Annotated in this window: 22 protein-coding genes and 2 tRNA genes; 10 read left to right on the top strand and 14 right to left on the bottom strand. The window is 64.6% G+C overall.

All coding sequences use genetic code 11. The features are described from left to right. Window positions 1-124 precede the first annotated feature (124 nt). The 8 genes from ACTJJK_RS05450 (at window position 125) to ACTJJK_RS05485 (ending at window position 6,691) form a co-directional block, all read left to right on the top strand. Window positions 125-1,147 (top strand): hypothetical protein, encoded by a 1,023-nt coding sequence (locus ACTJJK_RS05450; protein ID WP_440729698.1) that lies wholly within the window; start codon window positions 125-127, stop codon window positions 1,145-1,147. Then, the gene (locus ACTJJK_RS05455; protein WP_440729699.1) at window positions 1,144-1,368 is read left to right on the top strand and encodes a hypothetical protein; all 225 of its coding nucleotides are present in this window, start codon (window positions 1,144-1,146) and stop codon (window positions 1,366-1,368) included. The genes ACTJJK_RS05450 and ACTJJK_RS05455 overlap by 4 nt, the downstream gene beginning before the upstream one ends. Before the next feature lie 225 nt (window positions 1,369-1,593). Continuing rightward, window positions 1,594-2,535, top strand: coding sequence for an RHS repeat domain-containing protein (locus ACTJJK_RS05460; RefSeq protein WP_440729700.1), 942 nt, complete (start codon window positions 1,594-1,596; stop codon window positions 2,533-2,535). Further along, complete coding sequence (locus tag ACTJJK_RS05465) at window positions 2,532-3,041, top strand: OmpA family protein (protein ID WP_440729701.1); 510 nt, start codon at window positions 2,532-2,534, stop codon at window positions 3,039-3,041. Before ACTJJK_RS05460 ends, ACTJJK_RS05465 begins: the two co-directional genes overlap by 4 nt. A 1-nt stretch (window position 3,042) precedes the next feature. Beyond that, entirely contained in the window at window positions 3,043-3,675 is a 633-nt protein-coding gene (locus ACTJJK_RS05470) for a DUF416 family protein (RefSeq protein WP_440729702.1), read from the top strand. A gap of 937 nt (window positions 3,676-4,612) precedes the next feature. After that, window positions 4,613-4,981, top strand: a complete 369-nt coding sequence (locus tag ACTJJK_RS05475) for an OmpA family protein (protein ID WP_440729703.1) — start codon at window positions 4,613-4,615, stop codon at window positions 4,979-4,981. 505 nt (window positions 4,982-5,486) lie between these two features. Next, a complete protein-coding gene (locus tag ACTJJK_RS05480) occupies window positions 5,487-6,014 on the top strand; it encodes a hypothetical protein (protein WP_440729704.1) in 528 nt (175 codons plus the stop codon). Between the two features lie 338 nt (window positions 6,015-6,352). Beyond that, window positions 6,353-6,691 carry a hypothetical protein gene (locus ACTJJK_RS05485; RefSeq protein WP_440729705.1) on the top strand — a complete coding sequence of 113 codons (339 nt, stop codon included), beginning with the start codon at window positions 6,353-6,355 and terminating at the stop codon, window positions 6,689-6,691. 244 nt (window positions 6,692-6,935) lie between these two features. Here ACTJJK_RS05485 and ACTJJK_RS05490 read toward each other — a convergent pair whose 3' ends face one another. Further along, on the bottom strand, window positions 6,936-7,304 hold the full coding sequence (locus ACTJJK_RS05490) for a hypothetical protein (protein WP_223620523.1): 369 nt from the start codon (window positions 7,302-7,304) through the stop codon (window positions 6,936-6,938). Between the two features lie 333 nt (window positions 7,305-7,637). Here ACTJJK_RS05490 and ACTJJK_RS05495 point away from each other — a divergent pair, with 333 nt between their 5' ends. Continuing rightward, window positions 7,638-8,708, top strand: coding sequence for a GGDEF domain-containing protein (locus ACTJJK_RS05495; RefSeq protein WP_440729706.1), 1,071 nt, complete (start codon window positions 7,638-7,640; stop codon window positions 8,706-8,708). Window positions 8,709-8,738: 30 nt separating this feature from the next. Here ACTJJK_RS05495 and ACTJJK_RS05500 read toward each other — a convergent pair whose 3' ends face one another. The 12 genes from ACTJJK_RS05500 to ACTJJK_RS05555 all read right to left on the bottom strand — a co-directional run bounded on the left by ACTJJK_RS05500 (window position 8,739) and on the right by ACTJJK_RS05555 (window position 20,208). Further along, the gene (locus ACTJJK_RS05500) at window positions 8,739-9,359 is read right to left on the bottom strand and encodes a hypothetical protein (protein WP_440729707.1); all 621 of its coding nucleotides are present in this window, start codon (window positions 9,357-9,359) and stop codon (window positions 8,739-8,741) included. A 30-nt stretch (window positions 9,360-9,389) separates the two neighbouring features. Beyond that, a complete protein-coding gene (locus ACTJJK_RS05505) occupies window positions 9,390-10,793 on the bottom strand; it encodes a pectin acetylesterase-family hydrolase (RefSeq protein WP_031373784.1) in 1,404 nt (467 codons plus the stop codon). A 419-nt stretch (window positions 10,794-11,212) separates the two neighbouring features. Next, a complete protein-coding gene (locus ACTJJK_RS05510) occupies window positions 11,213-12,100 on the bottom strand; it encodes a DMT family transporter (protein ID WP_440729762.1) in 888 nt (295 codons plus the stop codon). 20 nt (window positions 12,101-12,120) lie between these two features. Next, entirely contained in the window at window positions 12,121-13,182 is a 1,062-nt protein-coding gene (murB, locus tag ACTJJK_RS05515; protein WP_440729708.1) for a UDP-N-acetylmuramate dehydrogenase, read from the bottom strand. 48 nt (window positions 13,183-13,230) lie between these two features. Beyond that, window positions 13,231-14,289, bottom strand: a complete 1,059-nt coding sequence (locus ACTJJK_RS05520; protein ID WP_057918572.1) for a quinone-dependent dihydroorotate dehydrogenase — start codon at window positions 14,287-14,289, stop codon at window positions 13,231-13,233. A gap of 190 nt (window positions 14,290-14,479) precedes the next feature. Then, window positions 14,480-14,770, bottom strand: coding sequence for a DUF4190 domain-containing protein (locus ACTJJK_RS05525; RefSeq protein WP_031373780.1), 291 nt, complete (start codon window positions 14,768-14,770; stop codon window positions 14,480-14,482). 174 nt (window positions 14,771-14,944) lie between these two features. Then, window positions 14,945-15,166: a hypothetical protein gene (locus ACTJJK_RS05530; RefSeq protein ID WP_223620527.1), complete on the bottom strand. Its 222-nt coding sequence runs from the start codon at window positions 15,164-15,166 to the stop codon at window positions 14,945-14,947. Between the two features lie 157 nt (window positions 15,167-15,323). After that, window positions 15,324-15,626, bottom strand: coding sequence for a hypothetical protein (locus ACTJJK_RS05535; protein ID WP_440729709.1), 303 nt, complete (start codon window positions 15,624-15,626; stop codon window positions 15,324-15,326). Window positions 15,627-15,638: 12 nt separating this feature from the next. Beyond that, the gene (amaB, locus tag ACTJJK_RS05540) at window positions 15,639-17,171 is read right to left on the bottom strand and encodes an L-piperidine-6-carboxylate dehydrogenase (RefSeq protein WP_440729710.1); all 1,533 of its coding nucleotides are present in this window, start codon (window positions 17,169-17,171) and stop codon (window positions 15,639-15,641) included. A 98-nt stretch (window positions 17,172-17,269) separates the two neighbouring features. After that, window positions 17,270-17,394 (bottom strand) — tRNA-Arg (locus tag ACTJJK_RS05545). Window positions 17,395-17,516: 122 nt separating this feature from the next. Further along, window positions 17,517-19,790 carry a prealbumin-like fold domain-containing protein gene (locus ACTJJK_RS05550; protein ID WP_440729711.1) on the bottom strand — a complete coding sequence of 758 codons (2,274 nt, stop codon included), beginning with the start codon at window positions 19,788-19,790 and terminating at the stop codon, window positions 17,517-17,519. A gap of 341 nt (window positions 19,791-20,131) precedes the next feature. Continuing rightward, window positions 20,132-20,208 (bottom strand) — tRNA-Arg (locus tag ACTJJK_RS05555). A 624-nt stretch (window positions 20,209-20,832) separates the two neighbouring features. On the opposite strand from ACTJJK_RS05555, the gene ACTJJK_RS05560 reads away from it, so the two are divergent. Then, complete coding sequence (locus ACTJJK_RS05560; protein WP_440729712.1) at window positions 20,833-25,074, top strand: autotransporter domain-containing protein; 4,242 nt, start codon at window positions 20,833-20,835, stop codon at window positions 25,072-25,074. A gap of 68 nt (window positions 25,075-25,142) precedes the next feature. Here ACTJJK_RS05560 and ACTJJK_RS05565 read toward each other — a convergent pair. Further along, window positions 25,143-25,325: hypothetical protein (locus tag ACTJJK_RS05565; protein WP_440729713.1), on the bottom strand; the 183-nt coding region annotated here is incomplete at its 5' end.

A 25,325-nucleotide genomic window follows, 5' to 3' on the forward strand; every position in this document is an offset into this window, starting at 1 on the left:
TTTCCTGCCGTACTTCGAAGGCTTGCAAAGCACATTTCATACGAAGAAAGATTGCGACGGGAAGCGGACAAGGTTGCCCGCATCGAAGGTTTCAGCTGCAACGGCTGACTGGCACGGATGAACCATGAGAACTTCAAACGGAACTACCGATCGCAATCAATGGTTGCGGCGCGCCTTGGCCTGGATGGCGTTTTTCGGACTGGCGCTGGTGCTCGGTTCGGTACGGGCCCAAGGAACCGATTGGCCTAACGAATACGCCAAGCAGGTTCGTTCCACCGAGAACGTGTCGCCGCTGGGCGACGAAGCGTTCGGCGACAAGGTCAGCCTGTTCAACGGCACCGTCCGCTTCAGCCACGATCTAATCGCTGTGCCCGGAAACAGCGGGTTGCGCGTGGCGCTGGGTATTTTCCACGACCCGCACGACATCGCCCAGGGACAGCTCAATGGCAACTGGGACCTCGACATCCCTTATGTCGGCGCTGTCCACGAGAGCAAGAGCTCTCAGCAGAATGGCTGGGTGCCGGTACCCGCGAACGTCAACAACGGCTATGTCGAGTTCGATCGCTCGATGTTCTGGAGCGGTAACCGGCTCACCATCGATGGCGGCGGCGGTGGGGACTTGCTGAGCATCCCGGCGGACCCGAAGCGCGTCAAACCGGTGAATTCGATCAATTACACCTATGCCACCAAGGACGGGTGGTTCTTCTCCGAATTGCCCAGCGTGCAGAACGGTCCCGGCAAGGGGCTGATCGGCTATGCGCCGGACGGCACGAAATACACCTTCGACTGGTTGGTCTATCGGCGTTATTCGTCGATCACCCATCCGTGGGGCTACAACGTTCCCAACGCACTGCTTCATCGATACAAGCTCAAGCTCTACGTCAGCAAGATCGAAGACCGCTTCGGTCTGTCTACGGCGGTTCCACAGGCACCTATTCGTACCGAGTGCGCGCCTGCAATGCCGCGGGCTGCGGCCCCACGTCCGGCGATGCCAACGTTTACGTCATCGGCCCGCCGACGGCCGCGCCGGGGATCAGCGTTCCGGCCAGCAGCAACAACGGCACCTTCTGGGCCGGCTGGAACGGCGTCGACACGGCAACGACCTACCAGCTCGAAGAGAGCGCTGGCGGTGGTGCCTGGACCGTGATCTATCAGGAGAACACCGGCGGCGCGACGATCTGGGGGCGGCCGGATGGCACCCGCGGCTACCGCGTGCGCGGATGCAACGCTGCCGGCTGCGGCCCGTACTCCCAGCCCGGATTCATCAGCATCGACCATCCGCCGGGTACGCCGGCGATCAACCTGGCGGATTGGCTGCGCAATACGCTGCGCGGCAAGATCGTGATGGATACCTGCACGATCCGTTAGGGAGCGGTGGCCAAGGCCAGTAGCTACCAACTTCAGTCCACCGATACCGGCGCGGTGTTGTATAGCGGAGCGGCCACTCAAATCCAGTCCAGTTCCAGCGGCCAGTACTGCACCTACAACTACGCCGTCCGCGCCTGCGGCTCCGGTGGCTGCTCGGCCTGGTCGAGTCCGCCATACCCGGCGACGCGTCGAACCGAAGCCATGGACTGAACGGAGAGCGATGACATGAAATGGATCTCGAACCTCGTCGCAGCGGCCTTGCTGAGCTTCGCCTCGCTTGGGGTGCAAGCGGAAACCGTAGTCGAATACATCCATACGGATGCGCTCGGCAGCCCCGTAGCCGTGACCGACGTCAATCAGAATGTTGTTGAGCGCAGCGAGTACGAGCCGTATGGTCGACTCTTGAATAGTCCGGTATCCGATGGTCCCGGGTATACCGGTCATGTGAGCGATGCCGCGACTGGTTTGGCCTACATGCAACAGCGCTACTACGATTCGGAAATAGGGCGTTTCCTATCCGTCGATCCTGTTACGGCGAACTCGAAGACGGGTGCTAACTTCAATCGCTATTGGTATGCGAACAACAACCCTTATCGCTTTATTGACCCTGATGGGCGATATGTATGCTCAGGGAGCAAGTCCCATTGCACAAGCCTCGAAAAAGCTCTGGAGCGCGTTGCTTCGGCTGCGAGTAATCCCCGGCTTACCTCAAATGAGCGAAGTGTGATGGCGAGAATCGCAAAATTCTATGGAAAAGCCGGAGAAGACAACAAGGTGAGCGTTTCATTCGCTAGCGGTAATTTCGGCGGGACGGCTCAAATTCGAAAGGATGGAGGGGGACATATTACTGTGAATATGGCGCGTGCCTTGAGAAGCACGGAGAATGACACGTTGCACGTGATAGCTCGAGTGGCAGCGCATGAGGGTGAACACGGGGCGAACGATCAGCAGCGAAAGGCGCCGGTAGCAACACGGGCTGAAAGAATGCGAGAAGAAATTTCTGGGTACACAGCTCAGGCTTACTATCAGAAGGCTGCGAGCTTTGGCGAATTCAGTAGTGAAGGGTGGACGCTGTGGGGTGGGATTAGTCAATCTAATATCGAAGCCCAGGCGCGTTTTTCTGTTACCTCGGCATGTGGATCAAGCGCTGAAGGGAGCTGCAAATGAAAATTATTGATTATATAAGGGTGGTGTTCGGGGTAATTTTCGTCAATCTTATTTTGTTGCTCGTCTCTTGCTCCTCGCATAGGAAGGGGGCTGAAGTTAAAGAGAGTAGAGTTCCAGTTCCATTGGCCTCCGGGATAGAGATGGTCCCTGTACGCATGAAATCCGGGCATCCAACGGATAACGAAAGCATTGAGGCGGCACTGGCTGAGCCTGAGGCGTTCTATAAGAGGGCGCTTCGATTGAACGCTGAAGCCATCAGGGGTACGCCTCAGCTGAGGTTTGAGGTTCTCGGCTTTACCGACAGGATCGAATGCCGCGAAAATTGCCAAGAACTATCTGCTCGTAGAGCAAGGATGGTGTATGACTGGCTGCTTGCAGCGGGGGTTTCTTCTTCATCATTAAAAGCGCCTGTCGGTCGTGGAAGTAACATGCCGATAGGCGACAACGAAACGGACGAAGGACGGTCGCGGAATCGCCGCGTAGAGATAAATCCAACTGCTGATTAGCATGCTGCTGAATCATGTGGAAAAGAACTCTGCAGGTAGGACGGCCAATATGATTGCAGGCGGTTTGCAAGCCCAGCCAGGCTGGAAAATTATTGCGTTCATGGCGACGTGCTGCGAGCGCATGGTTCCGAATTTCTATCGTTTCCACGTTGAAACGGGCTTCGGCGATCCCAGTATTCTTCGAGACGCTCTCGATAAAATTTGGCTATGGATAAGGGATGGCGCACTGCCCGGGAATCGCGCTGATTTGATTTCTTTCTGCGATGGACTTGCGCCTGATACGGAGAAGTTCAGTTCCGAATTCACTTCGGCAGCGCTCGATGCAGCTAATGCACTGGCGATTACGCTGGAGGCACTGGTTCAACCTACTTCTGAGAAGGCCGAGATAGTTGAGGAACTGGCGGTGGATACTGTCGATGGTTTTGTCCAAACGCGCGAGCGGCTAGATCCCGCCGATCCGCATTTCGAAGGCCGGATTAGCTCGTCGAAGCTGATGCGCGCCGAACTTTCCGCTCAGTCGGCATGCGTTGATTGGCTGCTCGCCACGGATGACAGGAGCGCCGTTGTTCTGTTGAGAGGGTTGCAGGCGAACTACTTAAATAGCGATATTCATTCATCAGTGTGCAATCACTAGCCACAGGTTCATCATCTGGTGATCGCGCCTCGAGGAAGGTGAGGTTATGACGCTATGTCTTAGCCGAACTTTCTTTTCCGTCCATGCGCAAGCTTATGTGATGGATTTATGTCGCCCGCTGTGGCTAGGTTGCTCGCCAAGGTTTATCGCGATCGATCATTTGCTTTTGTGCCGCTATGAATGGTCGCAGTAATACTAAAGTCGACTTTATTGTGAAGTGGGGCTCTCACGATGAGTGGAAGATGGTGCTTGTCGAAGAAGGGCCGTGGGTTGGCTCGCGGGCAAAGACGGCTAAGGACGTTCGTGACCGCTCTGGAGCGGAAAAAATAGGCTCATATCCAAAAGGCGATCGGACCAGACGGCAAGATGCCGAGCAGAAGGGGATGAACGAGCCAAGCGGGATCTCGCTAGACTATTCCATTCCGTCCGATTTTCATCTTTATGCCGTGCGGAAAGGAGATCTCGCGGTAGCGACAATTTATGTCGGAGATGCCCCCCCCAGAGGATTGAAGGCGACGAGCTGTTGATTAAAAGGAAAGTGCCGGGGTGGGTGTTGAAGATGGGGGCCGCGAAGGACGGCGAAGTGTCTGAAACTTACATTTTACCTAAGGCGCGTTCAAAATCGGCGACCCACATTTCATTAGAAGCTGAGGTGAGCGATCGGGCAAAGGTCGCTGAATTGCTGTCCAGCTTCCGTCCTTGCTATCCAGTTAAGTCTGGTGGGCAACGTTGTCCGAAAGATGGTGTATGGAGCCGAGAGTTAATTGGCTTCATGCTGAGGAAAAGTTCGAATCGATAGTGAGGCCTTTAGATGATGAGGGTGACTGCTCTCCGAGAGGTTTGTTGTTCTGCTCTTCTGGCGTTAATGCTTGTCTCATGCGCTTCATTGAATGAGAGCTATCGTCAAGAGGCAGCGACCCTGCATTCCGGTTTGGAGATGACCGCTGTCGAGATCAAGTCCGGTCATCCCAAAGGCAGCGAAAGCCTCGAGTCAATATTGGGAGACCCGAAGGAGTACTTCTTAAGTGCGCTGAAGCGAGACGCGAAGATAATAAAGGACTACTCTCGCGTGAAGTTTGAGGTGCTTGGTTTCACGGATGATATTGAGTGCATCGATAATCAATGTCGAGATCTGTCTATTCGAAGGGCGAGGCTGGTATACGATTGGCTGATTTCTAACGGTATAGCGCCCGCATCACTAAAGCCTCCTGTCGGCCATGGCAGTGAGATGCCAATCGCTGACAACGGTACGGATGAGGGTCGGGAGAAAAATCGGCGCGTCGAGATAAATGTCAGCGTCGACTGACTACGTCTGTATAAGTATGGCAAAAGCCTTTTTGTTGGGGACTTAACATGCGTCGCGATGTTGCGATGGCTGTTCTGATGTTTTTGGCCTGTTGTACAACGCCGGTAAAATAAATTGGGTTTGGGCCAGGAGATGTTCGCGCCACTTCTTTTGAATTCAATAGGGTCGAATTTAAGGTCGGCCGTCCATTGGCGGATGACTTGCTTGTCGATTCTTTAAGGGAACCAAGTTCGGAGCAGATCAGGCTTTTGAAAGAAAATTCTGGTGCCTTGAAAGAAACGCAGGGACTCGGCGCCGAGGTCATAGGGTTTGCTGACGAAAGAGAGTGTTTGGAAGCTGCCTGTCTGGACTTGTCCATACGAACGTCGTTCTGGCCCGAGTCCTATGCGGGTGATCACCGAGATGTCGTCATTGAGTTAGTTCTGGCTTTCATGTCAATTGATTTCGACGGAGCTGTAACCCGCAACGAGCCATACGGCGACAGGCCAGGGGAGGATAATTGGCCATGCGAATCATATCGTTTTTTGTTCTTTGGCTCATGTTTTTTGGGAGTGGCTTTGCTCAAGAGGGAGGTGATGTCCGGCCCCTGGAGGAGGTTTTTGCAGAATCGGAATATATATTCTTTGGCGCAGTTGTTGGGTCAGGGGTCGGGCCTTGCGCGGGTTATGAAGATCGGCGTTCCTATTACATTATTAGAGTGACCGAGGTTACGAAGGGGCGGCTTGAAAAGAGTGACGTCAAGGCTTGTGGGGACGCGCCGTTGCTGCTATCGAATCGGTATCTGGTGGCGGCTAATAAACATCCGGGCGGCGACATAGTTTTCGAGCCGGATGCTGTGTTGTTGGTTTTTCCCTTCAACGAGTTTTATCGGCTGATTTCGTTTGACGGTCCAGTGGTGGCGTCCGACCGCGGCGACGCATATGCGGTTGGCCTGCTTGAGCCGAATTTCATAAAGCGCTTTGGAACTTCCATTGGCATGAAGAAACGATGTCATCGTTCTTCATGTGGTGGTAGCGAAAAGGCCCGTAAATAGAGGCCGGAATGCACAAGTTGGTCATGGTTGCGCTTGCCGGCGCTCGGCTCTGACGCAAGGCACGGCTCTCGGAAAATTGACATCACGCAATGGCCAGTCTCGCCACTCCTGCCATTCCTTGACGATATCATTCAGGCCCGAGTCCACGTCGGCGGTCGTGGCGCCGCCGACGATAAGTTCGCGCAGGTTTTCGGTTGGTTTCGATCAGGCGGGAGCTGTAGCGAGCGTTATGGGCGTTAAACGCGAACGTGGTGTCTTTTATCGCGCCGTTGGCGCGGCGTTGTCGCCGATTACTCTGCCGGACCGTTCAATACTTGTGAGTCAACGAGCGTAAAGCGATGCTGACTGCAACGAGCTTGTCCGCACTTTTCCTGACTATTGCGGGTTCCCAACAAGCGGGCGATGCCGGTCGTGCGGCTTCCGCTGAGCTTTCAAAAGAGTTGCGCGAATCGAGTTCGGTCTCGGTCTGCTATGTGTCGCGCACGGGGGAATACTCGTACACGCGCGACGAGATTAAGGAGCAATCCACGCTCTTGATCAGGCGTCAGTGTGGGGGGAACTGCGCCCGCCTGATGGGGCCTGTAGTCCAGCATTTGCGTGACGCGGTTCCGTCGAATTGTCCGGCTGGCCAGGAAACGGTATTGATCGAAATAGGTGGCCGCTCGTCGATTGTCTAAAGCTACGGCGGTAGATCGATTCAGTATCGCGGTAAGTGCAATTTCGGCAAGACAAATATCAGGCGGGGCATTAGAAAGACTGAGATCATCCCGCCCTAGCGCAGCGAGGCCTGTGCTGCGAATGCTATGAGCTTTGCCTGGAGGGGCGATGCATGCGCCCAAGCTGGAGGTAGAACGGCTCGCGTTCTACGCTCCGAATGCATGAGATGCGGCCGGAGTGGCAGCTATCAGGAGCCGACAAGCCTCACCACTCGCGCCATTCCTCGGTGATGTCGTCCTGGCCCGAGCCGACGCCGGCGGTCGCGGCGACGCCGATGATCAGTTCGCACAGACCTTCGCGCTGGTCGGTTTCGATCAGGCTGTGGCCGCAGCGCGCGTTGAGGGCGTTGAGGGCGAGCACGGTGTCCTTGACCGCGCCGCTGGCGCGGGCGTTGTCGCCGGCGGCGTGGGCGATGGCGTCGAGGAAACGATCGATGATCCCTTCGCAGTCGTCGATGTCCTGTGCGGTGTAACCCGCGTCGCTGCCGTCTTCCTTGAGCTCTTCCATGTAGCTGCGCATGCCGTCGAGGATCTCGCTCTTGAGTTCGACGTAATCGTTCGTTTCCACTTGCACGTGGCCCTCTCTGTGGCGATGGGTGCGGTCGTTCCAGGTTGTCGTTCGCAGGCCGCTGGCGCGCCTGCACGGCAGGTTCGATTCTAGCGGGCCGACATTGCAAGCAGTGCCATCGCTTGGAAGTACGGCATCGCGCAATGGCCGTGACGGTGGTCGGCGAAACGGGGTTCGGGACGGTCCCGCACTTGCGCATGACGCGGTTACGGGGCAGGGCAGCCGGCCCGATCCGTGCTCTGGTCAGATCCGGCGGCGGCGAGGCCTTGCTAGACTCGACAGGTCGGAGGCCATGACAGGGGATGGGGTTCGACAGCTCCGACCCCAGGAAACCGAGTCGTGCAGAAACCCGAGATACCCGCCAACGAAGCCGCGCGCCTGGCGGCGTTGCGCAGCTACGACATCCTCGACACCGCCCCGGAAAAGGACTTCGACGACCTGGTCGCGATCGCGGCCGCGATCTGCGATGTGCCGACCGCCTTGGTCAGCCTGGTCGACGCCGACCGGCAGTGGTTCAAGGCGCGCATCGGCCTGGCCGCGAGCGAGACACCGCGCGAGCTGGCGTTCTGTGCCCACGCTATCCTCGAGCCGAACCGGACCATGGTGGTGCCGGACACGCACAACGATGCGCGTTTCGCCGACAGCCCGCTGGTCGTCGACGACCCGAACATCCGCTTCTATGCCGGGGCGCCGCTGGTGACGCCCGGCGGCGAGGCGCTGGGCACGCTGTGCGTGATCGACCGCCAGCCGCGCGAGTTACGCCAACACCAGTACGTCGCTTTGCAGGCCTTGTCGACCCAGACCTCGCGCCTGCTCGAATTGCGCCGGGTCAGCCACGCTTTGGCACGGCAGTTGCAAGAGAGCGATTGGTACGAGCAGAAGCTGCTGCAGTACCAGGCCGAGCTCGAAGCCAGCAACGCCGATCTGACTGCGCTGACCCGCACCGATCCGCTGACCGGCCTGCCGAACCGGCGCGCGTTCGCGCTGGCGCTGGAACAGGCGCTGGCGCGGCAACAGGCGCCAGCGGCGTTGCATGTCGCCGTGCTCGACATCGATCACTTTAAGACCATCAACGATATCCACGGCCACCCCGAAGGCGACCGTGTCCTGCTCGCTGTCGCCGAGGCCTTGCGCCTGTACGCGGCCGCGCCGGGCGGGGTGGCGCGCTACGGCGGCGAGGAGTTCCTGATGATGTTCGAGTGCGGTCAGGCGCAAGCGCAGCTGCAATGCGAATACGTGCGCGAGGCGGTCGCGAATCTGCCCGTCGGGTTGCCGCTGACCATCAGCATCGGCCTGGCCACGCACCGCGCCGGCGAGGACACGGCGGCCACGTTCGCGCGCGCCGACCAGGCCTTGTACGCGGCCAAGCGCAGCGGGCGCAATCGCGTGGCGGTGGCGGAAGGCGATTGAGCGCGTTGCCGCCAACCGGCAGCAGCACGGCTAACGGTAGGCCTGTTCGCGTTCGGCCTGCAGGCGCTGGCGCAGGTACTCGTCGCGGCTGAGCCCGGCGGGGATGCGCTGCATCGCCAGGACTTCGGCGACCACGTCGCGTTCGCGTTGCTTGTAGTCCCGGAAACGTGGGTCTCGCTGTTGCTGGTCTTGCCACTGCGCATTGCGGCGTGCGGCATCGGCGCGGTAACGCTGGGCGAGCACTTCGACCTGCGCGGCCTGTTCGGCGGGATCGGCGACCGTGGCCTGGATCAGCCCGACGCGCAGCAGCATGGTTTCGCCGGCGGAGAGTTCGCCGGCGTTTTCATAGGCATCGATCTTGCGCTCCAATACTTGCGCGCGCTGGCTGCGTGCGACCGGCCCCAGGTTGCGCGCATCGCGGAAGAAGCGCTGCGCATCGCGCTGGAACTGCTGGCGCTGGCGGTAGTCGCGGGCCTGCGGTGTCGCCAGCAGGGCCTGCATCTGCGACGGCGCGCCCGTGCCCGTGCCCTGAGCGTTGCTGGCCGCTACCGTATCGGCTTTCGCCTTGGACAGCGGCAGCCAGCCGCCGCCAACCGCCGCGGCGATGGCCGCGACGGTCAGGGCGAGCACCCATAAGAGGGTCGTGCGCATCGGTGCCTGCTTCTATCAGGTGTGAGCCGGTCAGGCCAGCAACTGGTCGACCAGCCAGTACAGCAGGTTGAACGGCTTGGCCTTGTCGCGGCTGTCGTTCTGCTCGGAAGCGTCGCGCACCTTGCCGCTGCCGTCGAGCACGCTGTCGATGAAGTGCTTCAGCTCCAGGCTTTGCTCCTGCACGTCGCCGTTCTTGAAATCGACGATGGTCGTGCAATGGCTTTCGTTCAAGGCGCGGTATTGCGGGAAGTAACCGCCGAAGTTGTCCAGGCCGTTGAGGCGGTCCGACAGGCGTTGGGTGTCGGAAGCCCATTTCGCGTGGATCAGGGTTTCTTTCGCGGCCTGGTTCGGCGCCGATTGGATGTCGGCGTGGAAGCGCTCGTAGGAGTACGACGAGTAATTCAGGTCCTGCCAGAAGTGGGTCGCGCCGAGCCGGTCGCTGCCGTGCTTGTTGGCGAGTGCGGGGTAGATCGAACCGAGTTCGTCGAGGTCGAGCTGCGGCAGGCCGCTGGCGAGATAGGCCAGCGGGCCGTTCGGCGCGTCCAGGCCCCAAGCGCCGCGGATATGCGCCATCAACGGCTGCGAGGGGTATTGGGCCGGGTTGCCGTTGCGCGGGGTCGGGAAGATCGGGCCGGAGTCGTCGATCAGAAAGGCGCGACTCGGCGACAGATCGCGGCGCAGCGGGTCGTAGTTGATCAGGCTGCCGGCGCCGCCGGCGCTGCAGCCGGTGCTGAGCATCTGCCCGGGCCGCGGCAGGTTGTCCTTCAGCCAGGCGGTCAGCGCGCGCGAATTGCGCAGGCCGTTGTGGTGCCAGACCAGCGGTTGCGCTTGCCCGGTCGGGTCGTCGTAGACCGCGACCTTGTCGCCGCCGTAGAGGTCGCCGGTGCAATAGGGCACGTAGACCATGTTCCAGCCCTGGGTCTTGACCCCGTCGAACGGGCTGACCCGGGTCACGAACGGACTGACCAGGCTCGCGCCGGGATTGAGCAGCTTCATGTAGTCGTCGGGCACGCCGTTGGGATTGCGCGCGCCGCGCACGCCGCCCTGGCCCGAGCAACTCGCATAGTCCCAGCAGGCGCCGCCGCCTTCCATGTAGATGATGGTGTTGGTGGTGTCGGGCACGCGGTTGACGAAGATCTTGTACGGCGAACCGTTGCCGCAGACTGCGCCGGTCTCGGCGGGCAACTGCACCGTCTGCCACTGGTAGTAGGCGCCGGGGTCGAAGCCGTCGGCGCGTGCGGCGTCGCGACTGAGCAGCGGGTACTGCCCGCTGCGCTGCGCCGGCTGGACTTTGTTGTCGGCCTTGGGCGGCGAGAACAGGTTGCGGATGGTTTCGAAGAAACCGTAATCGCCTTGCTCGGCATGCGAGGGCAGGCTGGACAAGGCGACGGCGCCGCCCAGAAGGGCGACGGCCACGTGACGGCTCAGTGCCATGATCTCTCTCCTTGGATCGTCATGAAGGGAGGAGCGGGTCGCGTTACCGGCGCGCGCTAGGGCGTGCGCGAGGCCGGTTCCCCTCCGTACTGCCGCGTCTGGATATCGCCCGCCGTACGGCCGCGTCAATCGCGCCGGCGTGCGCCGGACCCGATCTGCGCAGATTGACCGCTAATGCGGCCGCGCCTGTCCGCTAATGCCCGGACCCCGATCACGGAATCGCCGAGTGCGGTCGGCGCCTTCGTGCGCTGCAACAAGCGGAGTCGATGCATCGCTGGTACGAGCCACCAGGAGCGTTCGTGCCTTCAAAGCCACCGTGCTGTTCCCCCTTTGCAAAGGGGGGCAGAGGGGATTTGCGCCAGATCGTGAGGCCCCGCCTGACCGGCGACCCTACAAACGCTACGACCAGGCGCAGCAACTCACTCTCCCGGCACGGCCCCCGCCGTCGCCGCGGCCGACGCCGCGCGCCGCGCCAGCACCGCTTCGCGATGGGCGATGTAGGCGTTGGACGCCAGGATGATCGCCGCGCCGGTCACCGTGTAGGCGTCCAGGCCTTCGCCGAACCAGAGCCAGCCAGCCAGCGCCACCAACGGCAGTTGCATGAAGCTGATCGGCGTCAGCGCCGAGACTTCGCCGAGTTTGAGCGCGTGCGTCCACAGCACTTGCCCGCCGGTGCCGAAGATGCCGGCGGCGATGATCCACCACCACACCGTGCCCTGCGGCCACTGCCAGACGAACAGTGCCGGGACCAACGACATCGGCACCCAGAACGCATAGGTGTAGAGGACGATGGTGTTGGCCGAGTCGATGCGCGAGAGCTGCTTGATCTGGATCGAGATCACCCCGCCGAGCACCGCGGCGAGCAGGGCGGCGAGGCTGTCGATGGAGAAATCCGCCGAGCCCGGCCGCACGATCACCAGCACGCCGATGAAACCGGCCAGCACCGCGAGCCAGCGCCGCGCGCGCACCTGTTCGTGCAGGAACAGCACCGCGGCGATGGTGACGAAGATCGGCGTCGAATAGGTCAGCGAAATCGCCTGCGCCAGCGGCAGGTGGCCGATGGCCCAGAAGCCGGCGAGCATCGAGCAGATGCCGATCAGGCAGCGCACGAAATACTTCGGCAACTGCCGGGTACGCAGTTCCGCGCGCTGCGCGCCGAGCAACAGCGGCAACACCGCGAGCAGGCCGAACAGGTTGCGAAAGAAGGCGATCTCGAAGGTATGCAGCGAGTGCGAAGCGAAACGGATCGCGATGGTCATCACGCCGAACGAGATCGTGCTGGCCAGCATCAGGCTGGCGGCCCGCATCGGATGCGCCGGCGCGGCGCTCACCACGTGGCGCCGATCAGGCGCGGTTCCGGTTCGATCGCGACGCCGTAGCGGGACTGCACCGAGGCGGCGATGCGGCGGGCCAGGTCGAGCAGTTGCACGCCGCTGGCCCGGCCATGGTTGACCAGGACCAGCGCATGCGCGGCCGACACGCCGGCGTCGCCGTCGCGATGGCCTTTCCAGCCGCAGCCGTCGATCAGCCAGGCCGCCGACAGCTTGCGCGTGTCGGCGTCGTTGCCGCGGAACGACGGCATCGACGGATGCTCGGCCAGCAAGGCTTCTGCTTGCGCGATCTGCACGATCGGGTTCTTGAAGAAGCTGCCGGCGTTGCCGAGCACGGCCGGGTCGGGCAGCTTGCGGCGGCGGATCGCGATTACCGCATCGGCGACCGCCTGCGGCGTCGGTGCATGCACGCCCATCGTCGCGAGCTCATCGCCGATGCCGGCGTAGTCGAGCCTGAGCGCGGGCACGCGCGACAGCGAAAACTCGACCGCGCTGATCAGGTAACGGTCCGGCGATTGCTTGAACAGGCTGTCGCGGTAGGCGAACCGGCATTGCGCGTTGTCGAAGCGCAACCAACGCCCGGTCGCCGGCTCGAAGGCTTCGACTGCGTGCACGAAGTCGCGCACCTCGACCCCGTAGGCGCCGATGTTCTGGATCGGCGAGGCACCGACCGTGCCCGGGATCAGGGCCAGGTTTTCGGGGCCGGCGAAGCCTTGCGCCAGCATCTGCATGACGAAGCCGTGCCAGGGCACGCCGGCATCGGCGCGGACGATCGCGCGTTCGCCGTCGTCTTCGACGATGCGCACCTGGCGGCCGCTGAGTTCGAGCACCGCACCGCTCGGGTCGCCGGCGAACAGCAGATTGCTGCCGCCGCCGAGCACCAGGGCCAGGCCGTCGCTCAGTTCGGGGCGTTGCAGCGCCTCGGGCAGGGCCGCGGCCTCGTCGACGCTGACCAGCCACGGCGCGCGCGCGGCGACACCGAAGCTGTTGCGGTCTTTCAGGGATGCATCGCGCAGCACGCGCACGCTCGGGTTCATGCGCTCATGCCTGCGAACCATGCCTGCGAATCATGCTTGCGATAGGGAATCGGGTGGATGACGGTGGGCTCAGATCGTCGGCGGGACATTGCCGCGGCTGGGCGCTTCCTTGCGGCGACGGATCGCTTCGACGCATTCGTGGACCAGGGCCGGCCCGCGATACACCAGGCCCGAATAGCACTGCACCAGGCTCGCGCCCGCGGCCATCTTGGTGACCGCGTCGGCACCGGACAGGATGCCGCCGACGCCGATCATCGAAATGTTTTCCGGCAGGCGCGTGCGCATCTTGCGCAGCACCGTGGTCGATTGGCTCATCAGCGGGCGCCCGGACAGGCCGCCGACTTCCTTCGCATGCGGGCTGTCTTCGACGCCGTCGCGCGCGATGGTGGTGTTGGTGGCGATGACGCCGTCGACCTGCAGCTCGCCGAGCACGCGGCCGGCGGCCTCGATGTCGTCGTCGGACAGGTCGGGCGCGATCTTGACCAGCATCGGCACGCGCCGGCCTTCGCGCGCGGCGAACTTCTCCTGCGCCTCGCGCAGGCTGCCGACCAGGCGGCGCAGCGACTGCTCCTCCTGCAGTTCGCGCAGGCCGGCGGTGTTCGGCGAGGAGATGTTGACGGTGATGTAGTCGGCCAGCGGATACACGCGTTCGAGGCAGTAGAGGTAATCGCTCTCCGCGTTCTCGTTCGGGGTGTCCTTGTTCTTGCCGATGTTGATGCCGAGCAGGCCGCGCTTGCGCCGCGCCTTGGCGACGTTGCGCACCAGCGCGTCGACGCCGTCGTTGTTGAAGCCCAGGCGATTGATCACGGCCTGCTGTTCGGGCAGGCGGAACATGCGCGGACGCGGGTTGCCGGCCTGCGGCTTGGGCGTGACGGTGCCGATCTCGATGAAGCCGAAACCCAGCGAGAGCAGGGCGTCGACGTGGGCGCCGTTCTTGTCCAGGCCGGCGGCCAGGCCGACCGGATTGGGGAAGCTGAGGCCGAAGACCTTGGTCGGCAGCGGCTTGGGCGGCCGCGCCATGAGTGGATTGAGGCCGCTGCGATAAGCGGTTTCCAGCGCCGTCAGGCCTAGGCCGTGCGCTCGTTCGGCATCCAGTCCGAAGAGAAAGGGTCGGGCAAGGCTGTACACGAGGTCGTCGGGGGCGCTCGGGGACGGGGACGCCGATTATCGCCCAAGCGGGTGGCTCGGGGCGAGCACGGCGTGTGGCGGTTGGCGGCGGGCGGGCTGGGCCGCATGCCGGCGGGCGGGCTGGGCCGCATGCCGGCGGGATGGCGCGGCGGTTGCGCGATGCGCCCGGGGACGCATCGCGCAGGCGGTGTCAGTGCTGGCCGCTCAGGGCCACGATCGTGGCCAGGCCGCCGAAGAACAGCACGATCACGATGAGGCTGAGCAGGGCGATGATCACCGAGCCCCAGCCCAGGATCAGGCCGCCGATGGCCAGGCCGTTGCCGTCGTAGCGGTCCGGTTCGCGGCGGATCTGGCCGCGCGCCATGTGGCCGGTGATGATGGCGCCGAGGCTGCCGACCAGGGGCAGCAGGGTCCAGCCGAGGATGCCGGCGATCAGGCTGATGATGGCCAGGACATTGGTCTGGCGGACAGGCATTTGCATGGGGGACGTTCCCTCGTGATGTGAATATCGTCACAGCATACGACGGGCTCGCCGCGCCGGCATGCTCGCCGCGGGTTATCGCGACGACGCAAAGACGAAGCGGTCCGCAAAGCGCGTTCGCGGTCCGCGTTCGATCATGGCCGGTACCGGGCGCGTGCCGATGCCCGCGATAGATCAATCCGGCGGATAGCTCATCGCGCAGCCGCTGGCGGTCTCGCAGTCCCACATGGCTTCCAGGCAGGGCTGGGTGTCGCCGGGGCTGTTGCTTCGGCAGGCGTAATAGCCGGCCAGGCAGTGCTCGCATTGCGGCGCGGCGTAGGCGGTCAGGGCGGCGGCGAAGCCGAATACGCCGAAGGCCAGTGCGCTTAAGCGGATGCTGCGGTTCCGTGTGTCCACAAGACGTCCTTCACCGTCGCCAGTCCATCTGGCGAGCCCATGCTAGGGGCGGCGGCGCGGCGATTACGCCGAATGCGTCGCGGTCTGCGATCGCCGGTGTGACGGACTTTTGCGCTTGCGATCACAAAACGGTGTGGTTGCCGGGGACTGCGTTGCGCTAGCCCGGGCTGCTGGAATCGATGGGCTCGACCAACACTTCGGCCGGCCTGAGGCAAAACCGCGGAGAGTTCTCGCCGAACCACAGGTAACCGTAAGCGTCGATGCGCAAAACCGGCAGTGACTGGCCTTCGAAGCGGCGCAGCTCCGCGACCTCTGGCTCGGGCAGGTCGTGGATCAACCAGTCGGGCAAACAGGGAATGCATACCCGCGTGCCTGCACCGATGGGCTGGCCCGCGGCATCCGTTGCCGCCAGGGGATACCCCGGCGGCAACGGACCTGGCGTTCGATCGGAGAACGGCATCGCCGCCCGCGCTTACAGATCGAACTTGATGCCCTGCGCCAGCGGCAATGCGTCGGAGTAGTTGATCGTGTTGGTCTGGCGGCGCATGTAGGCGCGCCATGCGTCCGAACCCGACTCGCGACCGCCGCCGGTTTCCTTCTCGCCGCCGAACGCGCCGCCGATCTCGGCGCCGGAGGTGCCGATGTTGACGTTGGCGATGCCGCAATCGGAACCCGCGGCCGACAGGAAAGCTTCGGCGGCCTTGAGGTTGGCGGTGAAGATCGACGACGACAGGCCCTGCGGCACGTCGTTCTGCAGGGCGATGGCTTCGTCCAGGGTCTTGAACTTCATCACGTACAGGATCGGCGCGAAGGTTTCGGTCTGCACCACTTCGGCGTCGTTGCTCAGGCCGGTGATGATGGTCGGCAGGACGAAGTTGCCCTTGCGCTCGATCTGCGCGCCGCCGGTCTCGACCTTGCCGCCGCTGGCCTTGGCCTTCTCGACCGCATCCAGATAGGCCTGCACGGCATCGCGGCTGTTGAGCGGGCCCATCAGGTTGGCCGGGTCGGTCGGGTCGCCGATCTTCTTCTCGACCTGCTTGAACGCCGCGACCAGCTTGGCCAGCACGTCGTCATGGATCGACTCGTGCACGAACAAACGGCGGGTGGTGGTGCAACGCTGGCCGGCGGTGCCGACCGCGCCGAACGCGATCGCCGGGATCGCCAGCTTCAGGTCGGCCGAAGCGTCGACGATGATGGCGTTGTTGCCGCCGAGTTCCAGCAGCGAACGGCCCATGCGGCGCGCGACGCGCTCGCCGACCACGCGGCCGACCTTGGTCGAACCGGTGAAGCTGACCAGCGCGATGCGCTTGTCGTCGACGAAGTTCGAGGCCAGCTCGGTGCCGGCGTCGTTGAACAGGAAGAAGATGTCCGGGAAACCGCCGGCGCGCAGTGCTTCGTTGCAGATCTTCATCGAGGCGATCGCCGACAACGGGGTCTTCGGCGAGGGCTTCCAGATGGTGATGTCGCCGCAAATCGCCGCGATGAACGAGTTCCAGGCCCACACCGCGACCGGGAAGTTGAACGCCGAGATCACGCCGACCAGGCCGAGCGGATGCCACTGCTCGTACATGCGGTGACCCGGGCGCTCGGAGTGCATGGTCAGGCCGTACAGCTGGCGCGACAGGCCGACGGCGAAATCGCCGATGTCGATCATTTCCTGCACTTCGCCGTCGCCTTCCGGCTTGGACTTGCCCATTTCCAGCGCGACCAGCGAACCCAGCGCGTCCTTGTGCTTGCGCAGCGCGTCGGCGCACAGGCGGATCGCTTCGCCGCGGCGCGGGGCCGGGGTGGTGCGCCACACCGCGAAGGCGGCTTGGGCGCGTTCGACGATGGTGTCGTAATCGCTCTGCGAGGACGCCTGCACGCGCGCCAGCACTTCGCCGTCGGTGGGATTGATCGGCTCCAGCACGCCGGCGTCGGCGGTCTTCGACCATTCGCCATGACCGAGGTAGGTGCCGGACTCGTTGTCTTTGAGTCCCAGGGCGGCGAGAACGGGGTGGGTCATACCGAAAGCTCCAAGTGATGGTCGCGCCGTGGCGCGGCGAGACGGAAAGGGGACGCCCTCGCGGGCGCCGGCAGCGCGCATGAGCGGCGCTGCGTGGTTGGCGACCCCGACACGATTCGGACGTGTGACCTTCCCCTTAGGAGGGGGGCGCCGCGTCCAATCGAAGCGTGGGGTGCTCCGGCGAATTGTAGCCGGTGGGCCGCGGCGGTGCTCGGCAACGGCCGGTAACGGGCGCTTATGGCCGGTTATTGCATGTTGATTGCCCGTCATGGCCGGGCATGGCTAGGCCGATCACGGCCGCGCGGCGGGCCGCGCCGGCCGCTGTCGATCCGGCGGTCGGCTTGCTTACTGGACCGTGCAGCTCAGGGTTACGGTCGCCTGATTGTTCGGTGCCGTCGCCGCCAAGGTTGCCAGCGCCACCCCTGCATCCAGTTGTGCGATGGTCAGGGTGGGTGCGGGGCAACCCGCGCCCGAGCAAGCTGCCGGGCCTGGGCAGGTCAGCTCGCTACGGCCGGCGATCGGATCGCGCAATACCGCGCCGGTCACCGCGTCCGGGCCGTTGTTGGTCACCACAATGGTGTAGGTGGTGATGGCGCCTTGAATCAAGGTGTCGTTGGCCTGGTCGACGTCGCCGTTCACGCCCGGGGTGTTGGTCTTGGTGATGGACAAGTCCGCGAGCGGTGCGCGGGTGTTGGCGAAGGTGCAGGTCAGGTCGTCGCCGGCTACCGGAGTGAGATTGAAACTGGTGCCGCTGCCGCTGGGCGTCTGTCCGCCCGAAAAGGCGTTGCTGCAGTTCCAGGCCGTGGTGTAGTTCGCCAGATTGGCGCCGGCCGCCGCCGTTTCCGACAGCGTATAGGCCGAGCCGATCGTGGCCGGGTCCACCGTCACGGTGCCGGTGGCGGTGCTGCCGCTGCCGGTGGTCGTCACCGGCGCCGGCGCGCCCGGGCCGGCCACGCTCAGTGCGAACTGATCGGCGGCAACGAAGCGTCCGAGCGGCAAGGACTTCTGCAGGCGAATCACCGGTCGCTGGATATTGGTGTAGGTACAGGTGGTCGCCGTGGTGCTGGTCGAGATCGTCAGCGAGCGTCCGGTCGCGCCCGACGCGAGCGTGGAGCCGCCGGCGCAGGCGACCGTCGTGAGGTAGTTCGCCTGGCTGCCGTTGGAAAAGGCTTCCGCCGGAAGCACGACGCTGTCGCCGGCATACACGGTGACCGCCGCGCCGGTATCGGTCTCGTTCGGTGTGTTCGCAGTGGAGGCGAGCGTCGGGTTGTTGGTGCCGCCCGTCGTCGTCACCGTAATCGCATTGTTGACTGTGGCGTTCTGCCAGGTCTTGGCCAGATTGATCTGCTGCGCGATGCGGGTATTGGTGAACGCGCAGCCGACGCCCGAGTCGGTCGGCATGGTGAAGCTGCCGCTAGCGCCGGTGCCGCTCGCCACCAGCGTGTTGTTCGAGATGCGCCGGCATTCCCAGGTGATGGTGTAGTTCGCCGCGCTGCCGGTGGTGAAGGTTTCGCTGAGGGTGACCGTTTGGCTCGGCAAGCCGTTCGCGGTCGCCGCGGTCGTCGTGGCCGGCGGCGTCGAGGTGCCGGCGGTAGGATTTTCTGCGCCCGCTCCTGCGAGAGTCAGGCTGACGGTATCGCCGCTCTTGCCGTTGACCCAGGTCTTGCCCAGGGTGATCGGCAGGTTGGGCACATTGGCCGAGCCGAAGCCGACGCCCAGGTTGTCCGTCACCAGACCGACCGCCGTCAATACCAGACGGTCGAAGGTGGTGTTATGGGTATCGATGAAAACCAGCGTGTCGGGATAGTTGCCGCCGGTCGCCGACGGAAACGACGACAGCGTGTAGGTCGCGGTGGATGCGTTCCAGGTGTAGTTCGTCGGCGTGCCGGTGGGCGGATACGGGTCGACGACCGTCACTGTCCAGGTGCTGGTGTTGATCGGAACGCCTTGGTAGTAAGCGTCGAAGTTATAAGTGAACGGCCCGCTGACGCCGGTATCGCCGGAGCCCGGGTCGAACAAGGAGATGATGGTGTTGTCGGGCGAGGTGACGCTGCCGTTGAATTTGAAGTCGACGACGGTCGTGGAAACTGCCGCGGGCGGAGCATCGTCCGGTGCGCGCGGAAATTCGCCCTCGAAGCCGAAGTGAAAGATTCCGGTCACGCCACCGACGGAGTTGGCGTAAGCGTCGGAGTAAGCGGGGGCGCCGAAGCCGCTCGCGGTAATGGTGGTTTGATGATTCTCGGTGAATCCATAGACCTGCCCGGCGCCGGTGCGGGTCATATCGACCGTGCCGGTAATAGAGCTTCCACCGGGCGCCCACAGCCAGGTTCGCGTGGCGGTCTGGCCGCTGTTCAAAATGCCCGGATTACCGCCCGACAAGGTGACCCAGTTGGTTTGCGCGAAAGCACCGCCGGCGAATCCGAATGCCGACATCGCCGCAAACAGGCAGAGGAAGGCGCGTCTCGAAAATCGTATGCCCGGCCTGCGCCGGCTCACAGAAAGAAGGGCTGCGCCTGGCGGCAGCAGGGCACTGGATGACCTCGGCATGGAACATTCCCCCTGAGAACGGCTGTAGCAACTCGATGCCAGCGGTTCGTCGGTTGTTCCGACAGAGCGCAAGCATAGGGCCGCATGTTCCGTCGTACGTAGAGAAATACGCCAAATTCAGGGCAATCACACTTATTTTTTGTTCATGGCCGCTGGCCGAAGACGGCGCTGTTCGACGTTATGTGCGCGATGCCGGCAGGTAAGTGGCCGGGGCGGATCGAACCGTACAAAGATGGCGAGTGTTCGATGTGTCGTTCGTGCCGGCCGAGCAGACGTGACGCATTGGTGCCGGCAGCGTGTTTGCCGCCGTCGGGCCGTTGCCCGACCGGGTGAAGTCCGAGTCGAATGCGATGAGCGGAGCCATCGGGACTTGGAAGCGCGCGCTTGCTTGCTGTCTCGCCCAGCCCTTAGGTTGGCGACCCCGACACGATTCGAACGTGTGACCTTCCCCTTAGGAGGGGGATGCTCTATCCAGCTGAGCTACGGGGCCGTTGCGATTTCACGGTGTAGCCGGCTGCTCTACGACCGCGCTGCGCCTGAGTGCAGCGAGCCGGAGGATTGTACCCGGGGCGACAGCGGCCCGGCCACGACCGTGTCCGGCGGCTGGGCCGGGACGCCGCATAGCCGTGCTTGCGCGCTGCGCTACAACGCTCGCGGCCGGGTTCGTCGCAGGCGGCTGGTCCCGCGGGAGCCCGGCCACGGCGCGCCCGATCGCGCGTAGCGGCGCGTCCGAGTCGGCAAGCTCGGCTGCAACGTGCCGCGGCCGGCATCGTGAAGCCGAGTCCGGGGTTGTCGGACCAGCGGTACGGAAAATCCGGGTCATCTGGATTAATGTGTCGCTTGGCACAGTTTTTATTGTGACGAGCTGTCCGCAAACGGGCTCGTTCCGCGTTAACTGTTTCCAACGAAGCGCCTCAGGGAGGGGCGCTTGTGTTCCGGGTACCGGTTTCGACCGGACGCTCGTCGGGCCTTGGGGTAGGCCGCGAGCGCAAAGGCCCAGGACTTTTTGCAGGGGAGCACTCGCGTTCGTGGCGCACAGGCCGTGCGCGCGATCGCGTGTGCGAGGGTTTCGTGCAACCGCGATGCGGTTCGCCTAGGGGGCGAGATGATGCTTATGAAGACGTTGCGATTCCGTGCGGGCGCGACCACGCGCCTGTGTCTCGATCCGGCCCTGCGCGCGGCTCGCGGCGCCATGGCCCGGCTGAGCGGCCTGCTGTTGCTGGCGGGGCTCGGCATTACCGGTACGGCGCAAGCGCAAAGTTGCGGTGTCGGCGAAACGCCGGCGGCGTTCGGTTTCACCGGCGGCGAGCAGACCCTCACCGTGCCGGCCGGCGTGCATTCGCTGACCGTCTACCTCAGCGGCGCCCAGGGCGGCGCCGGTCGCAGCGGCGCCGGCACCATCGGCGGCAGCCCGAACTCACCCGGTGGCACCGGCGGCCTGGGGGGGCGGGTGCGCGGCACCCTGGCGGTCACGCCCGGCGCGACCTTGTCGATCTGGGTCGGCGGGCAGGGCTCGCAGGCGGTCAATCCCGGCGGCATCGGCGAGGGCGTCGACGGCATCGGCGGCGGCGCCACCGACCTGCGCGTCGGCGGCAACGGCATCGGCAACCGCGTCGGCATCGCCGGCGGCGGCGGTGGCGGCGGTAACGCCGGCTGGAGCACCGCGAACGTCATCGCCGGCGGTGCCGGCGGTGTCGGCGGCGGCGGCACGGGCGGCGCAGGCGCGGACGTGCCGGGCGGCCCCGGCCCCTACGGCGGCGGTGGCGGAGCGGTCGGCACCGGCGGTGCGGGCGGCGGTGGCTGCGGCAGCTTTCCGGCCACTGCCGGCAACGCGGCCAACGGCAACGGCGGCGACGCCTTCAATTTCTCCGGTTCCTTCATTGGTGCCGGTTTCGGCGGCGGCGGTGGCGGCGGCGCCACGGTCGGTGCCGGCGGCGGCGGTGCCGGCGTCGGCACCGTCACTTGCCAGCAGAACTGGAACGGCGGCGGTGGCGGCGGTGCGGGCGGCAGCTCGGGCGCGACCGGCCTGAGCGCCGTCACCATCAACAACGGCGTGCAAGCCGGCAACGGCGCGGCCTTGGTCTGCTTCGCCCCGACCCAGTTCGCGGTCGGCGGTTCGGCCAGCGGCCAGACCGGCCCGGTCACCCTGCAACTCGCCGCGACCAATCCGGTCAGCTCGCAGCAGGTCGTGGTGGCGCAGGCCGCCAGCAGCTTCGTGTTCCCCACGCGCCTGCCACAGGGCGCGAACTGGAACGTCAGCGTGCTCAGTAATCCCGCCGGCCAGCTGTGCAGCGTCGCGCCGTCCAGCGGTGCGGCGATCGCCGCCGACGTGACCAACCTCGTGCTGAGCTGCGTCACGGTGGCGGTGACGGTCAATCCGGCCACCTTGCCCAATGGCGCGCTCGCGACCGCGTATTCGCAGGCCCTCAGCGCCACCAGCGGCAACGGCGGCGTCGCTCCGTACACCTTCGCGGTCACCGCCGGCGCCTTGCCGCCGGGCCTGGCCCTGTCGAACGGCGGTGCGTTGTCGGGCACCCCGACCGCCGCGGGTTCGTTCAATTTCACCGTGCAGGCGACTTCGAGCAACGGTTTCAGCGGCACGCGCGCCTACACCCTGGCGATCGCGCAGGGCAGCCAGGCCATCACCGCCTTCGCCGCCAATCCGGCCTCGCCGGTGTACGCGCCGGGCGGCAACTTCACCGTCTCGGCCACCGGTGGCGCATCGGGTAACCCGGTCGTCTTCGCCAGCACCACGCCTGCGGTCTGTACCGTCGCCGGCAACACGGTGACGACGGTGGCGGCCGGCAACTGTGCGCTTACCGCCGATCAGGCCGGCAATGCCAACTACACGGCCGCGCCGCAGGCGACGCTTGCGGTGACCATCGGTCCTGCCAGCCAGGCCATCAGCGCGTTCGCGGCCAATCCGGCCGCACCGGTGTACTCGCCGGGCGGCAGCTTCACCGTGTCGGCGACCGGTGGCGCCTCGGGTAACCCGGTGGTGTTCGCCGGCACCACGCCGGCGGTCTGCACGGTCAGCGGCAACACGGTGACGATCGTCAGCGCGGGCAATTGCTCGCTGACCGCCGACCAGGCCGGCAACGCCAACTACAGCGCCGCGCCGCAGGCCTCGCTGGTCGTCGCGATCGGTGTCGCCACTCAATCGATCAGCAACTTCGCCGCCAATCCGGCCGCGCCGGTGTACGCGCCGGGCGGCAGCTTCACGGTCTCGGCGACGCCGGGCCTGTCGAGCAGCCCGGTGGTGTTCGGCAGCGTTACGCCGAGCGTGTGCACGGTCGCCGGCAGCACGGTGTCGATGCTGAGCGCGGGTACCTGTTCGCTCACCGCCGATCAGGCCGGCGACAGTAACTACAGCGCTTCGCCCCAGGTCAGCTTGAATGTGGCCATCGCCCTGGCGGCCCAGGCGATCACCGATTTCGCGGCCAACCCGGCGGCGCCGGTGTTCGCGGCCGGCGGCAGCTTCGCGGTCTCGGCCACACCGGGCGCCTCGACCAGTCCGGTAGTGTTTGCCAGCACCACGAGTTCGGTGTGTACGGTGAGCGGCAGCACCGTGACGATGTTGAGCGCGGGCACGTGTTCGCTGACGGCCGACCAGGCCGCCGACGGCAACTACAGCGCCGCACCGCAACTGACGCTGGACGTGACCATCGGCGCGGCCGCTCAGGCCATCACCGCTTTCAGCGCGAATCCGACAGCGCCGGTGTACACGCCGGGCGGCAGCTTCACGGTGTCGGCCAGCGGCGGAGCCTCGGGTAATCCGGTGGTGTTCGCCAGTACGTCGCCGGCGATCTGCACCGTCAGCGGCAATACGGTCAGCACGCTGGGATCGGGCACGTGTTCGCTCACCGCCGACCAGGCCGGCAACGCCAACTACACCGCCGCGCCGCAAGTCGCCTTGCAAGTGATCATCGCCGGCGCCACGCCGAACCTGGCCTGGATCGGCGACCTCGCCAAGACCGTCGGCGAGGCAGCCTTCGATCTGCCCGACCCGAGCAGCAACAGCAGTGGCGCCTTCAGCTTCAGCAGCGCCAATACGGCGGTGGCGACGGTCAGCGGACGTAGGGTGACGATCGTCGGTGCCGGCGTGGCGACCCTGGTCGCGACCCAGGCGGCCAGCGGCAGTTATCTGCAGGCCTCGATCGATGCCACCTTGACGGTGACCGGCCGACCCGACCCGACCCGCGATCCCAGCGTGGTCGGTGGCTTGCAAGCGCAAGTCGACGCCAGCGTGCGCTTCGCTTCGGCGCAGCAGTCCAACATCCACGACCGCCTGCGCCAGCAGCGCTTCGCCGGCGCCAACCGTTCCAGCAACGACATGGCCCTCAACCTGAGCAGCCGCTCGGGCGGGGCGATGTCGCTGACCGCCGGCCAGGTGATGTCGATCGATCCGGTGCGCCTGCCGGAAGGCTGGGGCCTGTGGACGGCCGGCAGCATCACCAACGGTCAGCGCGAACGCAACGCGCGCAGCGACGGTTTCGACTTCCAGAGCGACGGCCTCACCGTCGGTGCCGACTGGCGCATCGGCGAGCGCTTCCTGCTCGGCGTCGCCGGCGGTTTCGGCTGGAACGACACCGACCTGGACGACGGCCGCTCGAAGCTCGATGCCGAGCAGCGCGCGTTGTCGCTGTACGGCCTGTGGCGCCCGAGCGAACGCTGGTTCGTCGACGGCATCCTCGGTTGGGGCCGCCTGGATTTCGACATCCGCCGCTACAGTGCGACGGCCGGTGCCACCGCTTCGGCCGAGCGAGAAGGCGACCAGGTGTTCGGTTCGCTCACCGCCGGTTACGAACACGGCGGCGGCAACGGCATGATGCTGACCGGTTACGGCCGCCTCGACAGCAGCCGCACCAAGCTCGACGGCTATCGCGAGACCGGGCTGGGCATCTACGACCTGAGCTACGGCTCGCAGACCGTCGAGAACAGCGGTGCATCGCTGGGCGTAGAAGGCAGCCTGCCGATCGTGACCGCACGCGGCAACATCTTCCGTCCGTACTGGTTGCTCGAATACCGCGAGTCGATCGACAACCGCAGCGACGTCAACCTCAACTACGTGATCATGCCGGTCGCCAACGACTACGTGCTGGGCCTGCGCAGCTACGGCGACAACGCGTTGAGCTACGGCGCCGGCATGGACATGACCTTCTCCAGAGGTTGGAAGCTGTCGCTGCTGATGCGTCGCCAGCACGGCAGCGGCCAGGACCCGAGCACCAGCTTCGGCCTGCTGCTGTCGTTCTCGCCGGGCCTGCAGTCGGGCGCGGCGATGATGGCCCCGAGCGCGCAGGACGTAGCGATGGAGACGGAGGCGGCGGCCACGAAGACGCCGGAGACCGGGCGCTGAGTGGGCGCTGTTGAGTCGCGGTTAGCCGGCTGCAAAGCGCAACCGCGAAGTTGATTGAAACGATGCACTCAGAACGCTCCGGGCTCGCACCCGGAGCGTTCTGCTTTTCGGGTAACCGAAGTAATTTTCGCAAGCGTAGTCAGCCGAAGCTGCTGGGAAGCGGCTGCTTTATGGCGATGTCCGATTGCGTCCTGGCTCCGGACACCGGCTTGGTATTTCACCGCTTCGGCTGTCGCGGCTTGCGCCGCTCC

It is taken from the genome of Lysobacter sp. 22409 (assembly GCF_052045105.1).
Classification (GTDB): Bacteria; Pseudomonadota; Gammaproteobacteria; order Xanthomonadales; family Xanthomonadaceae; genus Lysobacter; species Lysobacter antibioticus_B.